20 protein-coding genes, 2 pseudogenes and 1 riboswitch are annotated in these 16850 nt (G+C 36.1%); of the genes and pseudogenes, 18 read left to right on the forward strand and 4 right to left on the reverse strand.

Features of this window, described 5'->3' with window-relative positions:
* The first annotated feature begins 5 nt into the window (after positions 1-5).
* Positions 6-473, forward strand: a complete 468-nt coding sequence (locus PSR12_RS11595; RefSeq protein WP_221681901.1) for a DinB family protein — start codon at positions 6-8, stop codon at positions 471-473.
* Between the two features lie 27 nt (positions 474-500).
* Here the strand turns inward: PSR12_RS11595 and PSR12_RS11600 are convergent, their stop codons facing one another.
* On the reverse strand, positions 501-1241 hold the full coding sequence (locus tag PSR12_RS11600; protein ID WP_274773345.1) for a DUF3888 domain-containing protein: 741 nt from the start codon (positions 1239-1241) through the stop codon (positions 501-503).
* Between the two features lie 90 nt (positions 1242-1331).
* Between PSR12_RS11600 and PSR12_RS11605 the strand changes: the two genes are divergently transcribed.
* Positions 1332-1736 carry a hypothetical protein gene (locus PSR12_RS11605; RefSeq protein WP_274773347.1) on the forward strand — a complete coding sequence of 135 codons (405 nt, stop codon included), beginning with the start codon at positions 1332-1334 and terminating at the stop codon, positions 1734-1736.
* Positions 1737-1783: 47 nt separating this feature from the next.
* Here PSR12_RS11605 and PSR12_RS11610 read toward each other — a convergent pair whose 3' ends face one another.
* Positions 1784-3265, reverse strand: a complete 1482-nt coding sequence (locus PSR12_RS11610) for an Lsa family ABC-F type ribosomal protection protein (RefSeq protein ID WP_257522174.1) — start codon at positions 3263-3265, stop codon at positions 1784-1786.
* Between the two features lie 691 nt (positions 3266-3956).
* Between PSR12_RS11610 and PSR12_RS11615 the strand changes: the two genes are divergently transcribed.
* From PSR12_RS11615 to PSR12_RS11655, 9 genes are all read left to right on the forward strand, one after another.
* A complete protein-coding gene (locus tag PSR12_RS11615; RefSeq protein ID WP_274773350.1) occupies positions 3957-4322 on the forward strand; it encodes a DUF2089 domain-containing protein in 366 nt (121 codons plus the stop codon).
* Positions 4323-4335: 13 nt separating this feature from the next.
* Positions 4336-4722 (forward strand): SHOCT-like domain-containing protein, encoded by a 387-nt coding sequence (locus tag PSR12_RS11620; RefSeq protein WP_257522175.1) that lies wholly within the window; start codon positions 4336-4338, stop codon positions 4720-4722.
* A 9-nt stretch (positions 4723-4731) separates the two neighbouring features.
* Entirely contained in the window at positions 4732-5013 is a 282-nt protein-coding gene (locus PSR12_RS11625; protein ID WP_274773352.1) for a hypothetical protein, read from the forward strand.
* A 356-nt stretch (positions 5014-5369) separates the two neighbouring features.
* A riboswitch (cobalamin riboswitch) is annotated at positions 5370-5547 on the forward strand.
* Positions 5548-5664: 117 nt separating this feature from the next.
* Positions 5665-5889, forward strand: a complete 225-nt coding sequence (locus PSR12_RS11630; RefSeq protein WP_004229925.1) for a glutaredoxin family protein — start codon at positions 5665-5667, stop codon at positions 5887-5889.
* Positions 5886-6245, forward strand: a complete 360-nt coding sequence (nrdI, locus tag PSR12_RS11635; RefSeq protein WP_048392755.1) for a class Ib ribonucleoside-diphosphate reductase assembly flavoprotein NrdI — start codon at positions 5886-5888, stop codon at positions 6243-6245. Before PSR12_RS11630 ends, nrdI begins: the two co-directional genes overlap by 4 nt.
* Complete coding sequence (gene nrdE / locus PSR12_RS11640) at positions 6242-8335, forward strand: class 1b ribonucleoside-diphosphate reductase subunit alpha (RefSeq protein ID WP_257522177.1); 2094 nt, start codon at positions 6242-6244, stop codon at positions 8333-8335. The genes nrdI and nrdE overlap by 4 nt, the downstream gene beginning before the upstream one ends.
* Entirely contained in the window at positions 8323-9291 is a 969-nt protein-coding gene (gene nrdF, locus PSR12_RS11645) for a class 1b ribonucleoside-diphosphate reductase subunit beta (protein ID WP_004229921.1), read from the forward strand. The genes nrdE and nrdF overlap by 13 nt, the downstream gene beginning before the upstream one ends.
* A gap of 12 nt (positions 9292-9303) precedes the next feature.
* Positions 9304-9741, forward strand: a complete 438-nt coding sequence (gene dut, locus PSR12_RS11650; protein WP_048392753.1) for a dUTP diphosphatase — start codon at positions 9304-9306, stop codon at positions 9739-9741.
* A gap of 146 nt (positions 9742-9887) precedes the next feature.
* Entirely contained in the window at positions 9888-10736 is an 849-nt protein-coding gene (locus tag PSR12_RS11655) for a copper amine oxidase N-terminal domain-containing protein (protein ID WP_274773359.1), read from the forward strand.
* A gap of 70 nt (positions 10737-10806) precedes the next feature.
* On the opposite strand, the gene PSR12_RS11660 is transcribed toward PSR12_RS11655, so the two are convergent.
* Entirely contained in the window at positions 10807-11298 is a 492-nt protein-coding gene (locus PSR12_RS11660; protein ID WP_036079148.1) for a PaaI family thioesterase, read from the reverse strand.
* Between the two features lie 127 nt (positions 11299-11425).
* On the opposite strand from PSR12_RS11660, the pseudogene PSR12_RS23880 reads away from it, so the two are divergent.
* Together PSR12_RS23880 and PSR12_RS11665 are read left to right on the forward strand one after the other, a co-directional pair.
* A pseudogene (locus tag PSR12_RS23880) lies at positions 11426-11500 on the forward strand (cupin domain-containing protein); the annotation flags it as partial.
* A 98-nt stretch (positions 11501-11598) separates the two neighbouring features.
* Positions 11599-12195 (forward strand): hypothetical protein, encoded by a 597-nt coding sequence (locus tag PSR12_RS11665; protein ID WP_274773362.1) that lies wholly within the window; start codon positions 11599-11601, stop codon positions 12193-12195.
* Positions 12196-12306: 111 nt separating this feature from the next.
* Here PSR12_RS11665 and PSR12_RS11670 read toward each other — a convergent pair whose 3' ends face one another.
* The gene (locus PSR12_RS11670) at positions 12307-12693 is read right to left on the reverse strand and encodes a hypothetical protein (protein ID WP_274773364.1); all 387 of its coding nucleotides are present in this window, start codon (positions 12691-12693) and stop codon (positions 12307-12309) included.
* Positions 12694-12886: 193 nt separating this feature from the next.
* On the opposite strand from PSR12_RS11670, the gene PSR12_RS11675 reads away from it, so the two are divergent.
* From PSR12_RS11675 to PSR12_RS11695, 5 genes and pseudogenes are all read left to right on the forward strand, one after another.
* Positions 12887-13381 carry a DinB family protein gene (locus tag PSR12_RS11675; RefSeq protein ID WP_112118638.1) on the forward strand — a complete coding sequence of 165 codons (495 nt, stop codon included), beginning with the start codon at positions 12887-12889 and terminating at the stop codon, positions 13379-13381.
* Between the two features lie 47 nt (positions 13382-13428).
* A pseudogene (locus PSR12_RS11680) lies at positions 13429-13982 on the forward strand (GNAT family N-acetyltransferase).
* Between the two features lie 14 nt (positions 13983-13996).
* A complete protein-coding gene (locus PSR12_RS11685) occupies positions 13997-14758 on the forward strand; it encodes a glycosyltransferase (protein ID WP_004229896.1) in 762 nt (253 codons plus the stop codon).
* Positions 14759-14951: 193 nt separating this feature from the next.
* Positions 14952-15896: a serine hydrolase domain-containing protein gene (locus tag PSR12_RS11690; RefSeq protein ID WP_274773368.1), complete on the forward strand. Its 945-nt coding sequence runs from the start codon at positions 14952-14954 to the stop codon at positions 15894-15896.
* Positions 15897-16234: 338 nt separating this feature from the next.
* Positions 16235-16801, forward strand: coding sequence for a TetR/AcrR family transcriptional regulator (locus PSR12_RS11695; protein WP_048392738.1), 567 nt, complete (start codon positions 16235-16237; stop codon positions 16799-16801).
* Positions 16802-16850: the final 49 nt, after the last annotated feature.

Below are 16850 nucleotides of genomic sequence, written 5' to 3' on the forward strand. Positions count from 1 at the left end.
AGTATATGAACGAAGAGCAATTATTTAAGCAAATGAAAATGTGGCGTAATTGGACTGTTGAATTTCTACGTACAATCCCTGAAAATATTGCTGATCAGATACCCGCTGGACATCATAACAATATTCGTTGGAATGCTGGTCATCTATTAGTTGGTTGGGATCATACCGTTTTTCCAGCTGTTACACAAGAAAGGCGTTTGCCCCTATCCTATCATGTAATGTTCCCAAGTGGCAGTAAACCAGATAACTGGACTGAGCAACCGCCAACAATGGATCAAATCATTATACTCCTAGAGGAACAACCCATTCTTATTGAACAAGCTTGTGAAGGACATTTACATGAACCGCTTAAAGAACCTTTTTTAGGTATGAAAACATTAGGCGACATGGTTGTCTTTCATATGAACCATGAAAATTTACACATGGGGATTATAAAAAGTATGATGCAAACGCTCTTAAAGAATGAAGCCTAACTGATGGAATCAGTTGGCTTCATTTTTCTATATATACCACGGCAACAAATCCTCCATTTTCTTACCTGGCTTACTTGTTTTATCTGTTACGATCCATGTGCCGTCTTTCTTTTGCAGTTGATAGCTTACATTTGTACCATCCGCCCTTTTAAAGACCATATAGCCTATATTACCCTTGATAAAGGTGACAGGGTCTATGACATTTTTGTAGGGAATCTTTCGATCAGGAAATAAAATATGGGTCACTATTTCCTCTGCAATCGTAGCAAGGGGTTTCATATCACTATTTATTTCAGCTTGATATTGCAATTGATCGTAATGATAGGAAGTATACGATGCTAAGTCCAGCTTAAAACTCTGCTGTATATCTAACAGTGTTGCCCTATAGAATGCGTTTATTGCTTTTTCTACATCATCTGCCTCATGTATATAGCGAAGTGTGCTGACACCAGTTGGACTGACTTCAAATGTAATGATTTCCTTACTGTAGGGTGGGGAATGTGCATGCTCAAAGGTAGTAGCTTCCACGTCAACCCTAAAGCTAAACTGACTTTCTCTGACAATCTTTAAAATTTTCACATCATATAAGCCGTACTGCTTAGGATAGCCGTAGTAATGATCAATTTCCTTTTCGATAAATGGATTAAGGATTGTAATGAATGTGTCCCTGATTAGTTGATCATCAGCTTGTTCACTTTGCGCATAAATCTTACATGGCACAATGAACATAGTGAAGATAGCCATTAAAACATAAGCAAATTTTTTCATGGAATAGTGACCTTTCTGCAGGATGATACTTTATAGAGTGCACCAATCACAGCAAATTATCGAGCATTTTTAAAGAAAGGGAGTTGAACAATGGGAAAAATAATACTGCCCTTTTTATGTATGCTTTTGTTATTTCCAACAGCTACTTGGGGGTCAGAACCTGAAGGCTTAAAATGTCCAAATCCAGATGTATTGATGAAAACAACGGAGAAAGACAAAGATGAGCTTAGTCAAGCATTAGCTGACATCATTCCAAAAGTATATGGCTCAAGCCCTGATTATCAGGAGTGGCAAATTGAGGTGATAAAGCCCATGCCCATATTAACTGGCATGGAGGAGAATTACTATAAAATGGCGGTGAACTTCTGTGGAGAAAATGTTGCTAATCACTCCTGGTTTGTTCGATTAAGGTTTCCAAGATTACTGCCAGCGCAAAGTGCATCACTAGGTGAGCTATATATCGTGAAAGAGACAAATACTAAATGGGTCCATTGATTTCAATATCATTAAAAAGGAAGAATCCATAAAATGGATTCTTCTCTTTACGACATCGCTACCGTTTTCGTTGCTACAGTTTGTTGAAATGCCTGATCATGCTCAACAATCACCATTGTGAGATGGGAGCTTTTTATAAGCTCTTCAATCTGCATGCGTGAATAGATATCAATAAAATTGAGTGGTTCATCCCAAATATATAAATGAGCCTTCTCACACAAGCTTTTAGCAATCAGGAGCTTTTTCTTTTGCCCACCAGAATAATGAGAGATATCCTTCTCAAATTGAATACGCTCAAAATCCATCTTGCGCAGGATTGATTTAAATAACGTCTCATCAATACCATACTCTTCAATAAATTCCGATAACAATCCCTTTAAATGGGATGTATCCTGTTGAACATAGGAAATGACTAGACCTGAAGCTAACTTTATGGAGCCTGTATGTTGGATGGGCTTACCTAGAATAAGTTTTAACATACTACTTTTTCCGCTTCCATTTTTGCCATCTAAAACAACTCGATCCCCTTGTGCCACTTTGAAGCTAATAGGCTTATTCACGATATGGTTATCGTATTGAATGGATACATCTGTTACAGCAACCATTTCTTTAGATGAACATGATAATGGCTCTACTTTCAATGACTCAGTTTTTTCCACATTTTTTAGCAGCTTTGATTTTTCCTCAATAGCTCTTTGTTGTCTGGATTCCAGATTCTTTGCTCGTTTCATCATCTTAGCTGCTTTATGCCCGACAAAGCCTTTGTCCAGCTTTGAACCTGAATTGGTTGTGCCATTTTTGGAGGCTTCCACTTGATTAGACCATCCTACCGAACGCTTTGAGGATTGTTTTAATCTGTCGATATCTTTTTGCAGTCGTTGATTGGTTACTTCTTCGTGCTCCTGCTGTCGATCAAAATTTAACTTCCAAGAAGAATAGTTTCCACTTTGAACGTCAATATTGGCTCTATTGATCGATAGAATATGGTCAACGCAGCCATCTAAAAAGCTTCTGTCATGTGAAATTAAAATAAATCCTTTTTTCCTGCGAAGATAATCTGAAACCGTCTTTCGTGCATCCGTGTCTAGATGATTGGTTGGCTCATCAATTAATAAAAATTGACCCTCTGTCAAAAACAACGCAGCAATCAGCACCTTTGTTTGCTCGCCATTGGATAATGTTTTAAAAGGACGATACATGACCTCTGCATCTACATGTAGGTAAGCTATTTCACGTAGACATTCCCAATCCTCTGCCTGAGGACAAATTTCCTCAAATATTTCGTGGGTATATTTATTTGGATTTGAAACAGGGTAGGGGAAATAAGTAAAGTCTACAGAAGAGATGATTTTTCCGCTATACTCATATTTTCCTAATAACAACTGAAAAAATGTTGTTTTACCTCGTCCGTTTCTACCGATAAATCCAAGTTTCCAATCCGTATCGATTTGAAAGTTGACATTCTCAAAAATATTGTCAAAGCTGCTTGGATAAGAAAAAGTTAAGTTTTGTACTTGTATCATGGACATGATAATTCCTCCTTTGTATTACAACAGTTTACTTTTCATACAAAGTCGGTCTATCCATCTATGTTTTATTTCTCCGTATAAGCAGATGGATATTAACGACTTATACGGAGTGTTACATGCGTCACAATAGTTTCTGAATCGCTCATATTTTCCCTCTCCTTTATGGGTAAATGAAAGGTGCAAAATCAACTATGAAAGCAAGAAAAAATCCCTCCAATTGTGCATTGGAAGGATTAGTCTTTCACTGAATAAATACAATTTGCCATTTGTGTCATGACAAATACAATGCAAACTGATTGTTAAAAATGGATAGACTAACCCTATATTTTGTGTTTGAAATCATTCAATTCAAATGAAAATATAGTTTAGTTCTTCATTGTCCATTCATCAGTCCTCTCATAATTGTCTTTTTATAGTAACAAATTTTTTTACAGAATACAATGTAACCTTATTTTCAATTCTAAACTGTCATTATCTAACTGATGCCGCTAGCTACAAGTAGAAATAGAAAAGACATACATAGAGTAAAGTTGAAATTGCTTAGGACAAGCAATACAGCAATGATTAATTAACATTTTTAATTTAATAATTAATTTTATTTATTTTATAATTAAAAAAAATCAATTTTTATTATTTACATATTTAATTTCTTTGTTATATAATCAACTTAACTTAAAGGAAGGAGTTCACTATGGCTTATCAAGTAATCACAAATTGCCCTGTCTGTAGTAGAACATTAAAAATTACGAAGTTACAGTGTTCTCATTGTCACACGACCATTGAAAATGAATTTGAATTGTCGAAGCTAGCATCCTTATCACAGGATCAGCTTCATTTTGTGGAAGTATTTTTAACCTGCCGAGGAAACATTAAAGAGGTTGAAAAGGAACTGGGGGTTTCGTATCCAACAGTTCGAGGCAAGCTAAACGACATTATTTCATTCCTTGGCTATGCTCAAAAAAAGAAAAATGAAGTAGACGAGAAAAAAATTGTAAGCATGCTGGAAAATGGCGAAATCACAACAGATGAAGCGATAAAGCTCTTAAAAGACGAATAGGGAGGAACGGACCATGAAAGAGGAAATCACAAAAGTGTTAACCATGATTCAAGAGGGAAAAATTGATGCGGATAAAGGATCAGAGCTGATTCAAGTGCTACAACAGAAAGAAGAATCAGAGAACAAATTTGTGGAAAAAACAAAGTATTTAGAAAAAACATTAAAGGTTCGTGTTGTATCCACCGAAAATGATAATGTTACGGTAAACTTGCCGATTAAACTTGTCAAAGCCGTACTTATGGCAGGACACAGCATCGCTGCGAGTATTCCACAATCAGAAAAATACGTAAAAGATATCGACATCAATCTTCTTCTTGAAGCAATCGAAAATGAATTAGACGGACAAATTGTAGATATAAAATCAGCAAACGGGGATTCCGTTGCAGTCTTCATTGAGTAGAGGCGACGAATGATGCATGTAAAAGTGAAAGCAAAAGATGTTCGCTTTACAGTCCCAGTTCCCTATACCGTGCTAACCATTGTCCTCTCCATTTTAACTTCTAAATGGATTCAGCAACAAGCCAATAAGTGGACAAAGGCATACTTCGATCGAAAGAACATAGACTTTACCTTTCCGCTCATCGACAAAGAAATGCTAAAGCCGATTATCAAGGAACTACAAAATTATAAGGGACTCGTGCTAGTCGATGTCAAAGCTCAGGATGGGACTGAGGTTAAGATTAGACTATAATCCCAAAGATAGAATGGTTAGAGCATGTTATGATAAAAGCATGCTCTTTTTTAATGAGTGTCATTTGAAACGTGTAAGAGATGATAATTATTTCAGGATTTACATATAGAAGCTACTATTTTTCAATGGTACTTAAAATAGAACATTTCTTTCAGAATTCTAGATACATTTTGATAGATAAAGATGTTCATCGTTTAAAATAGATTTTTGATTTGGGTATAAATGATTAGTGGTAATCTACTTGGAACTACATAATTAAAAATACTGAATAATCCAAAAATAAAGAAGTTTAGAATCTTGATTTACTTTTCATTTGAAGGATGGTACACTTAAAACTATTGAACAACAACTATATATTGTGTTCGTTTTACAAAGGTACTACTATATGTAGTTTAAAAGGGAAGTTCGGTACAATTCCGACGCTGTCCCCGCAACTGTGAAGCTGACGATGATTGCAACCACTGTGCATTTGCATGGGAAGGGAATCAGAGAATGAAGCAAAGCCAGGAGACCTGCCTTTATAAAACAAATTTATCATTTCTTCGGGGATTAAGAGATGGGAACGTCAGTATTTTTGGTATGTTAACGTTTCCATTTAGCCTATCTCTCTAGAGGAGATAGGCTTTTTATTTTATGAAAAGAGGGATTTCTATGAAACTTTATACGAAAACAATTTGTCCAAAATGCCTATGGGTAAAATCTGAACTACAACGTGCAGGACTTGAAGCTGAAATTGTTAACATCGATCATGATGAACAGGCAAAGCAAACGATTATTGACGCAGGTTTTTTAAGTGTGCCTGTTTTAGAGATGAATGAAACTTTTATAGGAGATGTTCAGGAAATTGTTTCTCAAATTGAGTTGATTGCTCTATGATCGTTTACGCGAGTCGTACAGGTAATGTCCGAAATGTTGTATCCAAATTAAAGGCAGAATGTATCGAGCTCTCGGAGGAATTGCGATTGAACAAGCCCTATCTTTTAATTACCTACACAGATGGTTTAGGTGACATTCCAGCAAAGGTACAACGTTTCTTAGAAAAAAACAGGGATTTTTGTAAAGGAGTAGTTGCCAGTGGCAATAGTAATTTCGGCCATCATGTATTTGGCGCTGCTGGTGAGAAAATCGCCGCTACCTATCATGTACCCTTAGTAAGGAAATTAGATTTACGAGGTAATCAAACGGATTACGAAGCAATACAAACGTTTTATGAAACGAGGGTAATGAGATGAAAACCTATTTAAAGCTTAATAATGACGTACTGAATCGTTATAGTACAACTGGATTACTTGAGTTAGAAAAGGACCGCGAAGCTACGCGCCGCTACTTTTTAGAGTATGTTAACGTACGTTTGCGTTATTTTATAGATATTGAGGAAAAAATCCGCTATTTAGTTGATGAGGGCTACTATGAGAAAGCATTTATCGATATGTACGAGATGGAATTTATTAAGAAGCTGTACAAGAAAGCCTATGATTATAATTTCCGCTTCCCATCCTTTATGAGCGCAAGCAAATTTTATGATAGCTATGCTATGAAAAGTCGTGACGGGGAAGAGATCTTAGAAAAGTATGAGGATCGTATTGTCATTATTGCTTTGTATTTGGCGCAAGGAAACACAACTCTAGCAGAACGCTCTGTCGAAGCAATGATGGAAGCCTACCAGCCAGCGACACCAACTGCTTTAAATAGTGGTAAGAAAGCACGTGGTGAATTAGTCAGCTGCTTTAAGTTATCAATGGATGACTCCATGAATAGTATTGCCGAAAATATTGGCTATTGTTTAGAGCTATCACGCCTTGGTGGTGGAGTTGGGGTCAACTTAACAGATTTACGTCCTTTAGGTGATCCAATTAAAGAAATATTAAATCGTGCAAGTGGTGTCATCCCAGTAGCGAAACTGTTAGAAAATTCTTTCAGTTATTCGAATCAGTTAGGGCAACGAAATGGCTCAGGTGTTGTCTATCTAAATATTTTCCATGCAGACATAGAAAATTTCATATCATCAAAAAAACCAAATGCTGATGATAAAATTCGCCTCGCAACCCTTTCAACAGGGATTATTATACCTAGTATTTTCTTCGAACTGATGAAACGTGATAAGGATATCGTCTTGTTTAGCCCATACGATATTTTTAAAGAATACGGTAAACGTATGTCTGAGCTTTCCATTTCAGACATGTACTACGAGCTACTTGATAACCCAAAAATTCGTAAAATTAAACGTTTAAATGCACGGAAGCTTTATACAGAGGTGAAAAAAGCACAATTTGAATCAGGCTACCCGTTTGAAATCTTTGATGATAATGTCAATAAGGTACATCCTTTAAAAAATATTGGACGTGTCAAAATGTCCAATCTATGTACAGAAATTCTGCAAGTGCAAGAGACAAGTATCATTACGGATCAGGATCAACCAAATGACTATGGATTAGATGTATCGTGTAACTTAGGTTCCATCGATATCCATGCAGCAAGTAAAGTGAATGATTTCGGCGCATTAGTCGATACAGCGATGCACCTATTAACAAATGTATCGCAAATGACGCATATTAAAAATGTACCGTCTGTTGCAAAAGCCAATCAATTAATGCATTCTGTAGGGCTTGGCTGTATGAACCTCCATGGGCATCTGGTGACGGAGGGCATCCTGTACGGCTCTAAAGAGTCTATTGATTTCATGGATCACTTTATGGAAGCGATGAACTATTATTCACTGAAATCTTCGATGGAAATGGCAAAAGAAAAAGCTGCAACCTTCTATCGATTCGAGGACAGTGATTATGCATCTGGTAGCTATTTTGACCAATATATCAATAAAGCTGAGGAAGAATTGTCACCTGTTGTATTGAAGGCACTTGGCAATATTCCAATCATTACGAACAAGATGTGGGAAACGTTAAAGCAAGATGTGATGCAATATGGGCTATTCCATTCCTATCGTTTGGCTATTGCACCAACTGGTAGTATTTCATATATTCGTAGCTGTACGGCTTCAATCGCTCCATGTACAGAGCGCGTAGAGGTTCGTGATTATGCCGATAGTAGAACCATTTATCCAATGCCTCATTTAACAAATGACAATAGTCATTTATATGTGGAGGCGTATGATGTGAATCCTTATGATTTAATTGATTTATATGCAGCTTCTCAAAAGCACGTTGACCAAGGTATTTCCATGACGCTTTATGTAACGGACAATTGGACAACCGAACAATTGGCTAAAGTATACATTTATGCGTGGGTAAAGGGCATTAAGTCTGTTTACTATGTTCGTCAACGATTACAAAGCTTAGAGGAGTGTGTAGCATGTCAAATATAATTTATGAGGCAGTCAATTGGAATAAGGCAACAAGTGAGCTTGCCCAAATATTTTGGGACCAGCAATGGAAGCAAATTTGGTTTCCAGAAGAAATTGCGGTCAGTAAAGATATTAAACAATGGAAAAGCTTTGAGCATCAGGACACATATAAAAAAGTATTTGCAGGATTAACCTTACTGGATACTGTACAAACAAATATCGGGATGAATCGTGTTGCTGCTTATACAGACGATTTACAGGAAAAGGCTGTCCTAACTGTTTTTGATGCATTCGAGGCGATACATGCCAAGTCCTATTCTTATATTTTCACAACGCTTTGTACAAACGAAGAAATCGACGAGCTATTTGAATGGGTCAAGAAAAATGAATTTCTACAGTATAAGGCCAATAAAATCGCAGACATTTATAATAGTATTGAAGAAGGCAACCCAGAGAGCTTATGGAAAGCGATGTTCTCCTCCGTTATGCTTGAATCTTTCTTGTTCTATTCTGGCTTTTTCTATCCACTCTACTTAGGAGGACAAGGCTTCCTACGAAACAGTGCCGAGATTATTTCACTCATCTTGCGGGATGAATCTATCCATGGGGTAGCAGTTGGATTTTTTGCTCAAAATCTATTCAAGCAATTTTCAAAGGAAAAGCAAGAAGAGCTACATTTATGGGGCTATGAGCTATTATTAGATTTATATCAAAATGAAATGAAGTATACAGATGATATTTATGCGGAAACAGGATTATCACCTGAAGTGCGAGCATATGTACGTTATAATGCTAATAAAGCTTTAATGAATGTAGGCTTTGAAGCCATGTTCCCAGAAGAGGAAGTCAATCCAATTGTGATGAATGGTATTCGTAATGAAGGCTCCACATATGATTTCTTTTCACAAAAGGGCGCTACGTATGCGAAGGCAAAAGTTGCGCCAATCACAGATGACACATTCAATTTTAATCGTTAAGGATGAAGAACAATGAATCTAGAAGTAAAAATTAAAAAAGTTCACGCTGATGCCATGCTACCGATACAAGCCAACCCTGGGGATGCAGGCATGGATCTCTATTCCATAGAAGCAGTAGAAATCCCAGCAGGCGTAGCCAAACTCATTAAGACAGGTATACAGATTGAATTACCTAAGGGAACGGAAGCCCAAATTCGACCAAGAAGTGGACTAGCATTAAAGCATAGTGTAACCGTACTGAATAGCCCAGGCACTATAGATGAAGGCTATAGAGGCGAAATCGGTGTTATTTTAATCAACCATGGTCAAGAACCATTTATCGTAGAAAAATCAATGCGCATTGCTCAAATGGTTATTCAATTTGTTCCTTCTATTCAATTAGTGGAAGTAGATGAATTATCTCAAACGGTCCGTGGAGAATCTGGATTTGGTGCAAGTGGTACGAAATAGCGTACCTATATATAAACCTCATAAAGTTTACTTAAAAATCCTGCTTAAAATGCAGGATTTTTTTGTTACCGTTGCTAATAGCAGAAGGAAATAATAGGGTTCATATGGAATGAAGTAATGATAGCGAATTAAAGGAGCTAATAATCATGAAAAAAATATGTTCAGGTATTTTCCTTATGTTGATTGTCATTCTTACATCTATCACAACTGCTGCAGCAGCTAGTAGTCAACTAAAAGTGGACGGTATGACAGTACAAACGGATGTGAAGCCCGAAATAAAAAACAATCGAACAATGGTACCCTTACGCGTGATTAGTGAAAATTTAGGGGCTAAGGTGCATTGGTCGGAAGGGCAAGTGATACTGACCCAAGGTGAGATGAAAGTCAGTTTAAAGTTAAACAGTAGTAAAGCCACAGTAAATGGAAAAAAGGTATTATTGGATGCAAAGCCATACTTAAAGAATGGACGCACCATTGTACCATTACGTTTTCTAGCAGAAACCTTTGGCTGTAAAGTTCATTACGATCATTTAACGATCTCAATCGATACAGAGCCATTGATGATTAAGGGTGTGGAAATGAAAGCATTACTTCATGAATACCACATGACAATGGGGGGAGTAGTCGAGCAAATCAATGGCAATGCCTATATGGAAGAAATGCACCGTATATTTACTAAAAATATGGGCAAGAAGATAAAACAGCCTAACGACTACACCTGGTCTGTCCATAGCACCGTAATTGGGGGTTATTATAAAATGGGCCAATATGATTTCCTGAACAAGGAAGGTAGTAGCATAGCACGTTATGATCTCTATTCGTTGGTGCAATCTTCAGATAAACCTTTGACTGGACAGCCAGACGTGTTGATTTATGACGCAGCTGTTGACCAATGGTATGAGTTTAACAAAACTGCCAGTGACTCTATTTATTCGATAATGGAAACTGCCACGAGAAATGGCTTTGTGACAGTTATTAGTAATACAGTTCCTTGATGATGAATCCATTAAAAACGCAATAGAAGAGCACATCTATGAATAAGATGTGCTCTTCTTATTAAAAATGCTAATCATTTTTATTTAGAAAAGTACTAGGCATGACTACAAGAACTACTGTTCCACGAGCACAAAGCGTATCCTGCGCGTAAACTTCAGTTTCTACTTTCCATTTCTTCGGATGAATTTCTTCAACAGTGCCAATTGCCTTTAAGGGAACATCTTGGGGTGTTGGCTTGAGGAAATCTACATTAAGGTTAGCCGTTACAAATCGAGGTGGCTCCGCTCCATCACCAATTTCATGTCCATTTTTACGATGCAAGGCAAGCGCTGCCGACCCTGTTCCATGGCAATCAATTAATGAAGCAATTAAACCACCATAGATAAATCCTGGAATACCCATATATTTTGATTCAGGTGTATAGATTGTAATCGTCTTATCACCATGCCACCCCGTGCGAAGATGATGACCATCATCATTCAAACGGCCACACCCATAACACCAAGCGATATCATCTGGATAAATATCTTGAATTGCTTTTTCTACTTTTAATTCTTCCATTCTTCTCTCTCCAATACTCTAGTATTATTTGTTTCTAATCGAACGTTAATCATTTAAGTATAATTAATCATTTCCATTCCATCAATAAAAATCTAAATATTCCATCTATTTAAACTGTGTAAAAAAGCACTACCATAAAGTTGGACAAATTTTATTAGTGACAGATGGGGAGGGCTGGTATCAGGAAGAAGGAAAAGCTGCATAGCTTGTAAAACGCTGGCATGGTGCAACAATAGAAAGATGGTATACTATGATCGTTGCATTGCTGTGCTGAAGAAGGAATTAAAGGAGTCAAAAGGTATGTCTTTAAAAAATATAATCGATTGTATTTGCAAGGAAGCAACTAATAAAGACAGTAAAAAATTAGAAGAATTACTAGAGCAATTGTATGATTATGAAAGTGCTAAAATACTTGATATTTACCCTTATCAGATAAAAAGTAATGAAAAATATAGTCAAGTAGAAGTATTCTTCGATAAATTAGAGATGGTCGATTTCCAACAAAAAACGCAGGATTATCATTCGTACCAGAAAAGCCTAGAAAAATTTGAGAGATTTTTTGAATTGATGTGGTTAAAATCATCTGAATTTTATGCATTTTATTATTTACCAGATCCTTTATATAAGGATCAATTGTATTATAAAGTCTACAAGAATGAGTGGGGTAAAATTACACCTAAAGATCTTACAGAAGGAACTTTTGTAAACATTGATGAATACACAATGTTAATTTCACTAATAAAATTAGCTGTTTCAGACCATCTCCATTTACATTTTATTTTACCTGAGGAGAATATTGTATTTAGTGGGAATGGCTTAGCCTTTTTAATTTACAGCCAACATAATCTTGAGTTATTAGAAAAGGTTGCTAATACGGAGGGGCTCTATATCCGTTGAAAAAGGGAGAGAACATTCCCAGCAACATGAAGCTAGATAATATGAAACATACCCTAAAAAAATAGCAACAATCTATGTTGCGTACAGATCGTTGCTACAATTATTTAAAAATCATTTATTTTGCTCTCGATAATTAATGGCCTCTTTAAATTCATCGGTAGCTAGGATATTGTAGAACATATTTCTACTGTTTACGTTTGCTATTGTCCCAGTGATTGTATTATCAATCCATAGATAGTATTCATCATCGTTTAGTTTGATCTTATACTGCGGAGCAATTTCGTTATCGACCTCACCGAATTCTCTAGCTTTTTTAAATGTTTTTTCTATAATTTTAATATCTTTCGCATCGGAGATTTTTTGTAAAGTATCGGGTTGCACTTCATCAAAATTAATTAATTCTTGAATTTCTATCACCTTCGATGCTTCTTTCTGATCGTTACAAGCAACTAACGCTAAAGAACAAATCATTAACAACAAAATTGTTTTTATTTTCACCTTGTCTTCACCCCTTTTTGTTCAATCTAGTATATTCCCTTATGAACATTTCTTCAAACTGCAAAACCCTCAAATTATTTACATATTCTAACAGTCTAAAAAAAGGTTTAACCACAGCATAAAAACTTATCTGAGAGCTTTCCCCTTGAATGGAATTTATAGTATGCTGATTAAAAGGGAGGAGAGGGATTTTATGCTTAAACAATTGATTGTTGGGGATACAACACAGGAATTGGCTTCTACTCGTCGTATGCTGGAACGCTTGCCCGACGAGCATATGACATGGAGGCCACATGAGAAATCAATGACACTAGGAGGTCTGGCCACGCACCTAATCAATCTGCTAAACTGGCAAATGGCTATTTTACAGTACTTAGACTTTGATCTTTCCGCCGTTCCGTTGCGACGAGAGGCATTAGAAAAGCGAGCTGACATTCTGGATGAGTTCGATACAAACGTAAGAAAAGTGGAAATGATGCTTACTGAATGTGATGAGAAAACGCTCGGAGAAGAATGGACACTCCGTCACGGTGACCATATTATTCGTCAAGAGCCTCGAGCAATTGCGTTCCGCACCTTCGGATTAAGCCACATGGTCCATCATCGGGCGCAGCTTGGGGTATACTTGCGACTTCTCGATATTCCAGTACCAGGCATCTACGGCCCCTCTGCAGACGAAGAAGCCTAGTAAACTACTTCCATGAATCGCTATTTAGAAAGGTATGAGGTGTTCGATTGACTAAGATAATGACGAAAACAGAACGATTAATTATTCGATTAATGGAAAAGGGAGATTACTCTTCTTGGCTTACGCAATATGAAAATCGTTTACCTTCCCAGCATAAATACGATGAAGGTAAATTAGATATGAGCATCTGTACGAAAGAATGGTTTCGTGATTTAGTTACTAAGATCATCAGATGGCTGAGGATGATAAGGTGTATGTATTTGGCGTATTTAGAAAAACAGATAATACGCATATTGGTTTTGTAGACTTTTCCACAATTATGAGGGAAGAATTTCAATGGGCTAGGTTCGGGTATACCATTCATAACCATTTTTGGAGAAAAGGTTATGGTAAAGAGGCTGTAAAGGCAGCGATTGATCTAGCATTTGAAAAATTAAATTATCATCGAATAGAAGCTCATATAAACCTCGACAATACGGCATCTAAAAAATTAGCAGAAAATGTTGGGATGCTTTATGAATGCACGAGGAAAGGATTCATATACGAGGACAACAAGTGGACTGATCAGCTGGTTTATTTTATAAATGCAGAAGACATTTAAAAGGGAGGAGCTGTATGTACGACATGGAGAACTCTTTAGAAGTGCAAAAGAAAGAGGATATAAAAATTTCAATTGTCATACCAGCCCATAATGAAGAAAAATACATTGGAAAATGCTTAGAATCTATTTTAAAGGCTTCCAAATCCTTTGAAAATCAAGTAGAGATTATTGTTGTTTTAAATCGCTGTACAGATAGAACAGAGGAAATTGCAAAATCGTATAATTGTATCCTACTAAAAAATAGCGATAAGAACCTTTCGAAGATTAGGAACGCTGGCGTTGATATAGCAAGAGGTGAAATCATCGTCACAATTGATGCCGATACACAGATGAACGAACATGTGTTATCGAAGGCAGTGGAGAACTTAAGCACAGGTAAGTACATTGGCGGGGGCGTTACAGGAAAGTTTGAAAGAATGTCCTTAGGAATTTTTGTTTCAGCTTTGTTATTAATTGGACCACTATTTTTAAAATATGGTGCAATTTCTGTAGGCATCTTTTGGTGCTACAAAAAAGATTTTCAAGCAATTAATGGATTTAATGAAAATATGCTCATGGCAGAAGATGCCGATTTTGCTAAACGATTAAAAGATTGGGGAAAAAAGAACGGAAAAAAATACGGAACAATTCAAAATGGAATGATCACTTCAAGCAGAAAATTTGATAAGCATGGAGACTGGGTTTTACTTAAACGTCCTAAAATGATCCTGGCATACCTTAAAGGTACAGATCAGAAACATGCGAATGAAGCATATTATGAAAATGAAGATAGATAAAAAGAAACTGTAACGTTAATCGAACAAGGATTAACGTTTTTTTGTTATCACACTAGCTGGAAAAAAGAAAAGAATTGAATAATTTTTTATAATAAATTATTCTTTATTACATCAATATTGATGATTCATTTTAGCGAAAGGATGGGGATTGATATAGCTGACGTCAATGTGTCAAACCCTAACAATCAGAATGATGAATAACTTTGAAGATTTAATAGAAAAAGAGTATTCCAATATAGCAGGCATCGCTATTAGAAAAGATAATCATTTAATTTACGAAAAATATTTTGATGGGTACACCCAAGATGATGCTTTGCATATAGCATCTGTCACTAAAAGTATCATCTCCATTCTTATTGGAATGGCAATTGATAAAGGATATATGAAAAATATAGAACAGCATGTGTTAGATTTTTTTCCAAATTATATAGTGAAACGTGGCGAAAAAACCATTCAAAACATCACCATAGCAAATTTGTTGTCAATGACTGCACCCTATAAATACAAGTCGGAGCCTTATACAAAAGTATATTCAAGTGATGACTGGGTAAAAGCTGCATTGGATTTGCTAGGGGGCAAAGGTAGTATTGGGGTGTTTAACTATTCTACCGTTGGCACACATATTTTATCAGGTGTTCTTACAACTGCCACTGGTCAATCTGTTCTTGATTTCGCTACAGAAAACTTGTTTAAACCTCTTGCAATCAAAGCTCCCACAAATACAACTATACAAAATAAAGAAGACTATTTCGCTTTTCTGAAGGATAAATATGTCACTGGCTGGATAGTAGATCCTAAGGAAGTAAATACCGCTGGTTGGGGACTTACATTAACAACCCGGGATATGGCCAAAATAGGTCAGCTCTATTTAAATGAGGGTGTATGGAACGGTCGGCAAATTCTTTCTTCTCAATGGATAGAGGACAGCACTAAAGTACAAAGTCGATCAGGAAAGCTGACCTATGGTTATTTGTGGTGGATACTTGATGATTGCTATGCAGCTTTGGGGGATGGTGGAAATGTAATATTCATAAATCCTCAAAAGAAGATGGTCATTTCGATTGCTTCGCGCTTTATGCCAAGTGCCAAGGATCGTGTTGAATTGATTAGAAAACATATGATGCCATTGTTTGAATAACAGCTAGGGATAATAAAAACTCCATTTTGATCAGCATCAATCAAAATGGAGTTTTTATATTGAATGAAGGGTATGAATGAATCAATTTTGCAAATCATCTTTAAAGGGCATAAAAGCATCTCCTTTATTGACTACAAAAATAATACAAGTGAAAAATTGCAAGCCATCCAAAACAGTTTTGGGGTTCTATTCAACTTTGTTCAAAATGAGATTAATTTTTAGCAGTATAACCAATTAAGGTATAGCTTTTTTGATCAATTTTTTTATTAAACTAACAATAATACTTGCAACACCCATTTTAGTACTGTATAGTTCTAATTATGACAAAAGTAAAATTAATGAATCAAAAACGTGTGATTGAAGTAGCTGCAACATTATTTTTAGAAAAAGGATTTGCTTATACAAGCATGGATGAATTAGTTCGTGTAAGTAAAGTTTCAAAGTCTAATGTGTATTATCACTTCTCTAATAAGGAAGAATTGTTGGAAGGGGTCGTTGATTATTGGATTGAAATGTATCAATCTGCAATAGATGACTTACTATCTCAAAACCAATTATTAGTTGAAGATCGTATCAAATTGTTTTTAAAGCAAATATCACAAGGAGTTCAGACGAGAGAATATAAGGGGAGCTGTCCATTTATTACGCTTTATATTCAAAGTCCTACAAATGCCACAAAAGTAAAAGAAAAAATAGGTCTTTTTTTTAAAGGCTTACAAACGAAAGTTTCTCTATTCCTTAAACAAGGGGTAGAGAATGGTGAATTTAGAAAGACAATAAATATTGACGAGGTTGCATCTCTTTTTATTACAAATCTTGAAGGAGCGCTATTTATTTCAGAAACACTGGAGGATGCAACTGTAATCATGAAAACAGCAGATCATTTGTTTAACTTGCTTCGATAAAAGAAGCATTTTTTTTACATCAAATTAGTACTAAATAGTACTACAAGGA

Origin of the sequence: Lysinibacillus sp. G01H (genome assembly GCF_028872195.1) — a bacterium.
Taxonomy (GTDB): Bacteria; Bacillota; Bacilli; order Bacillales_A; family Planococcaceae; genus Lysinibacillus; species Lysinibacillus capsici.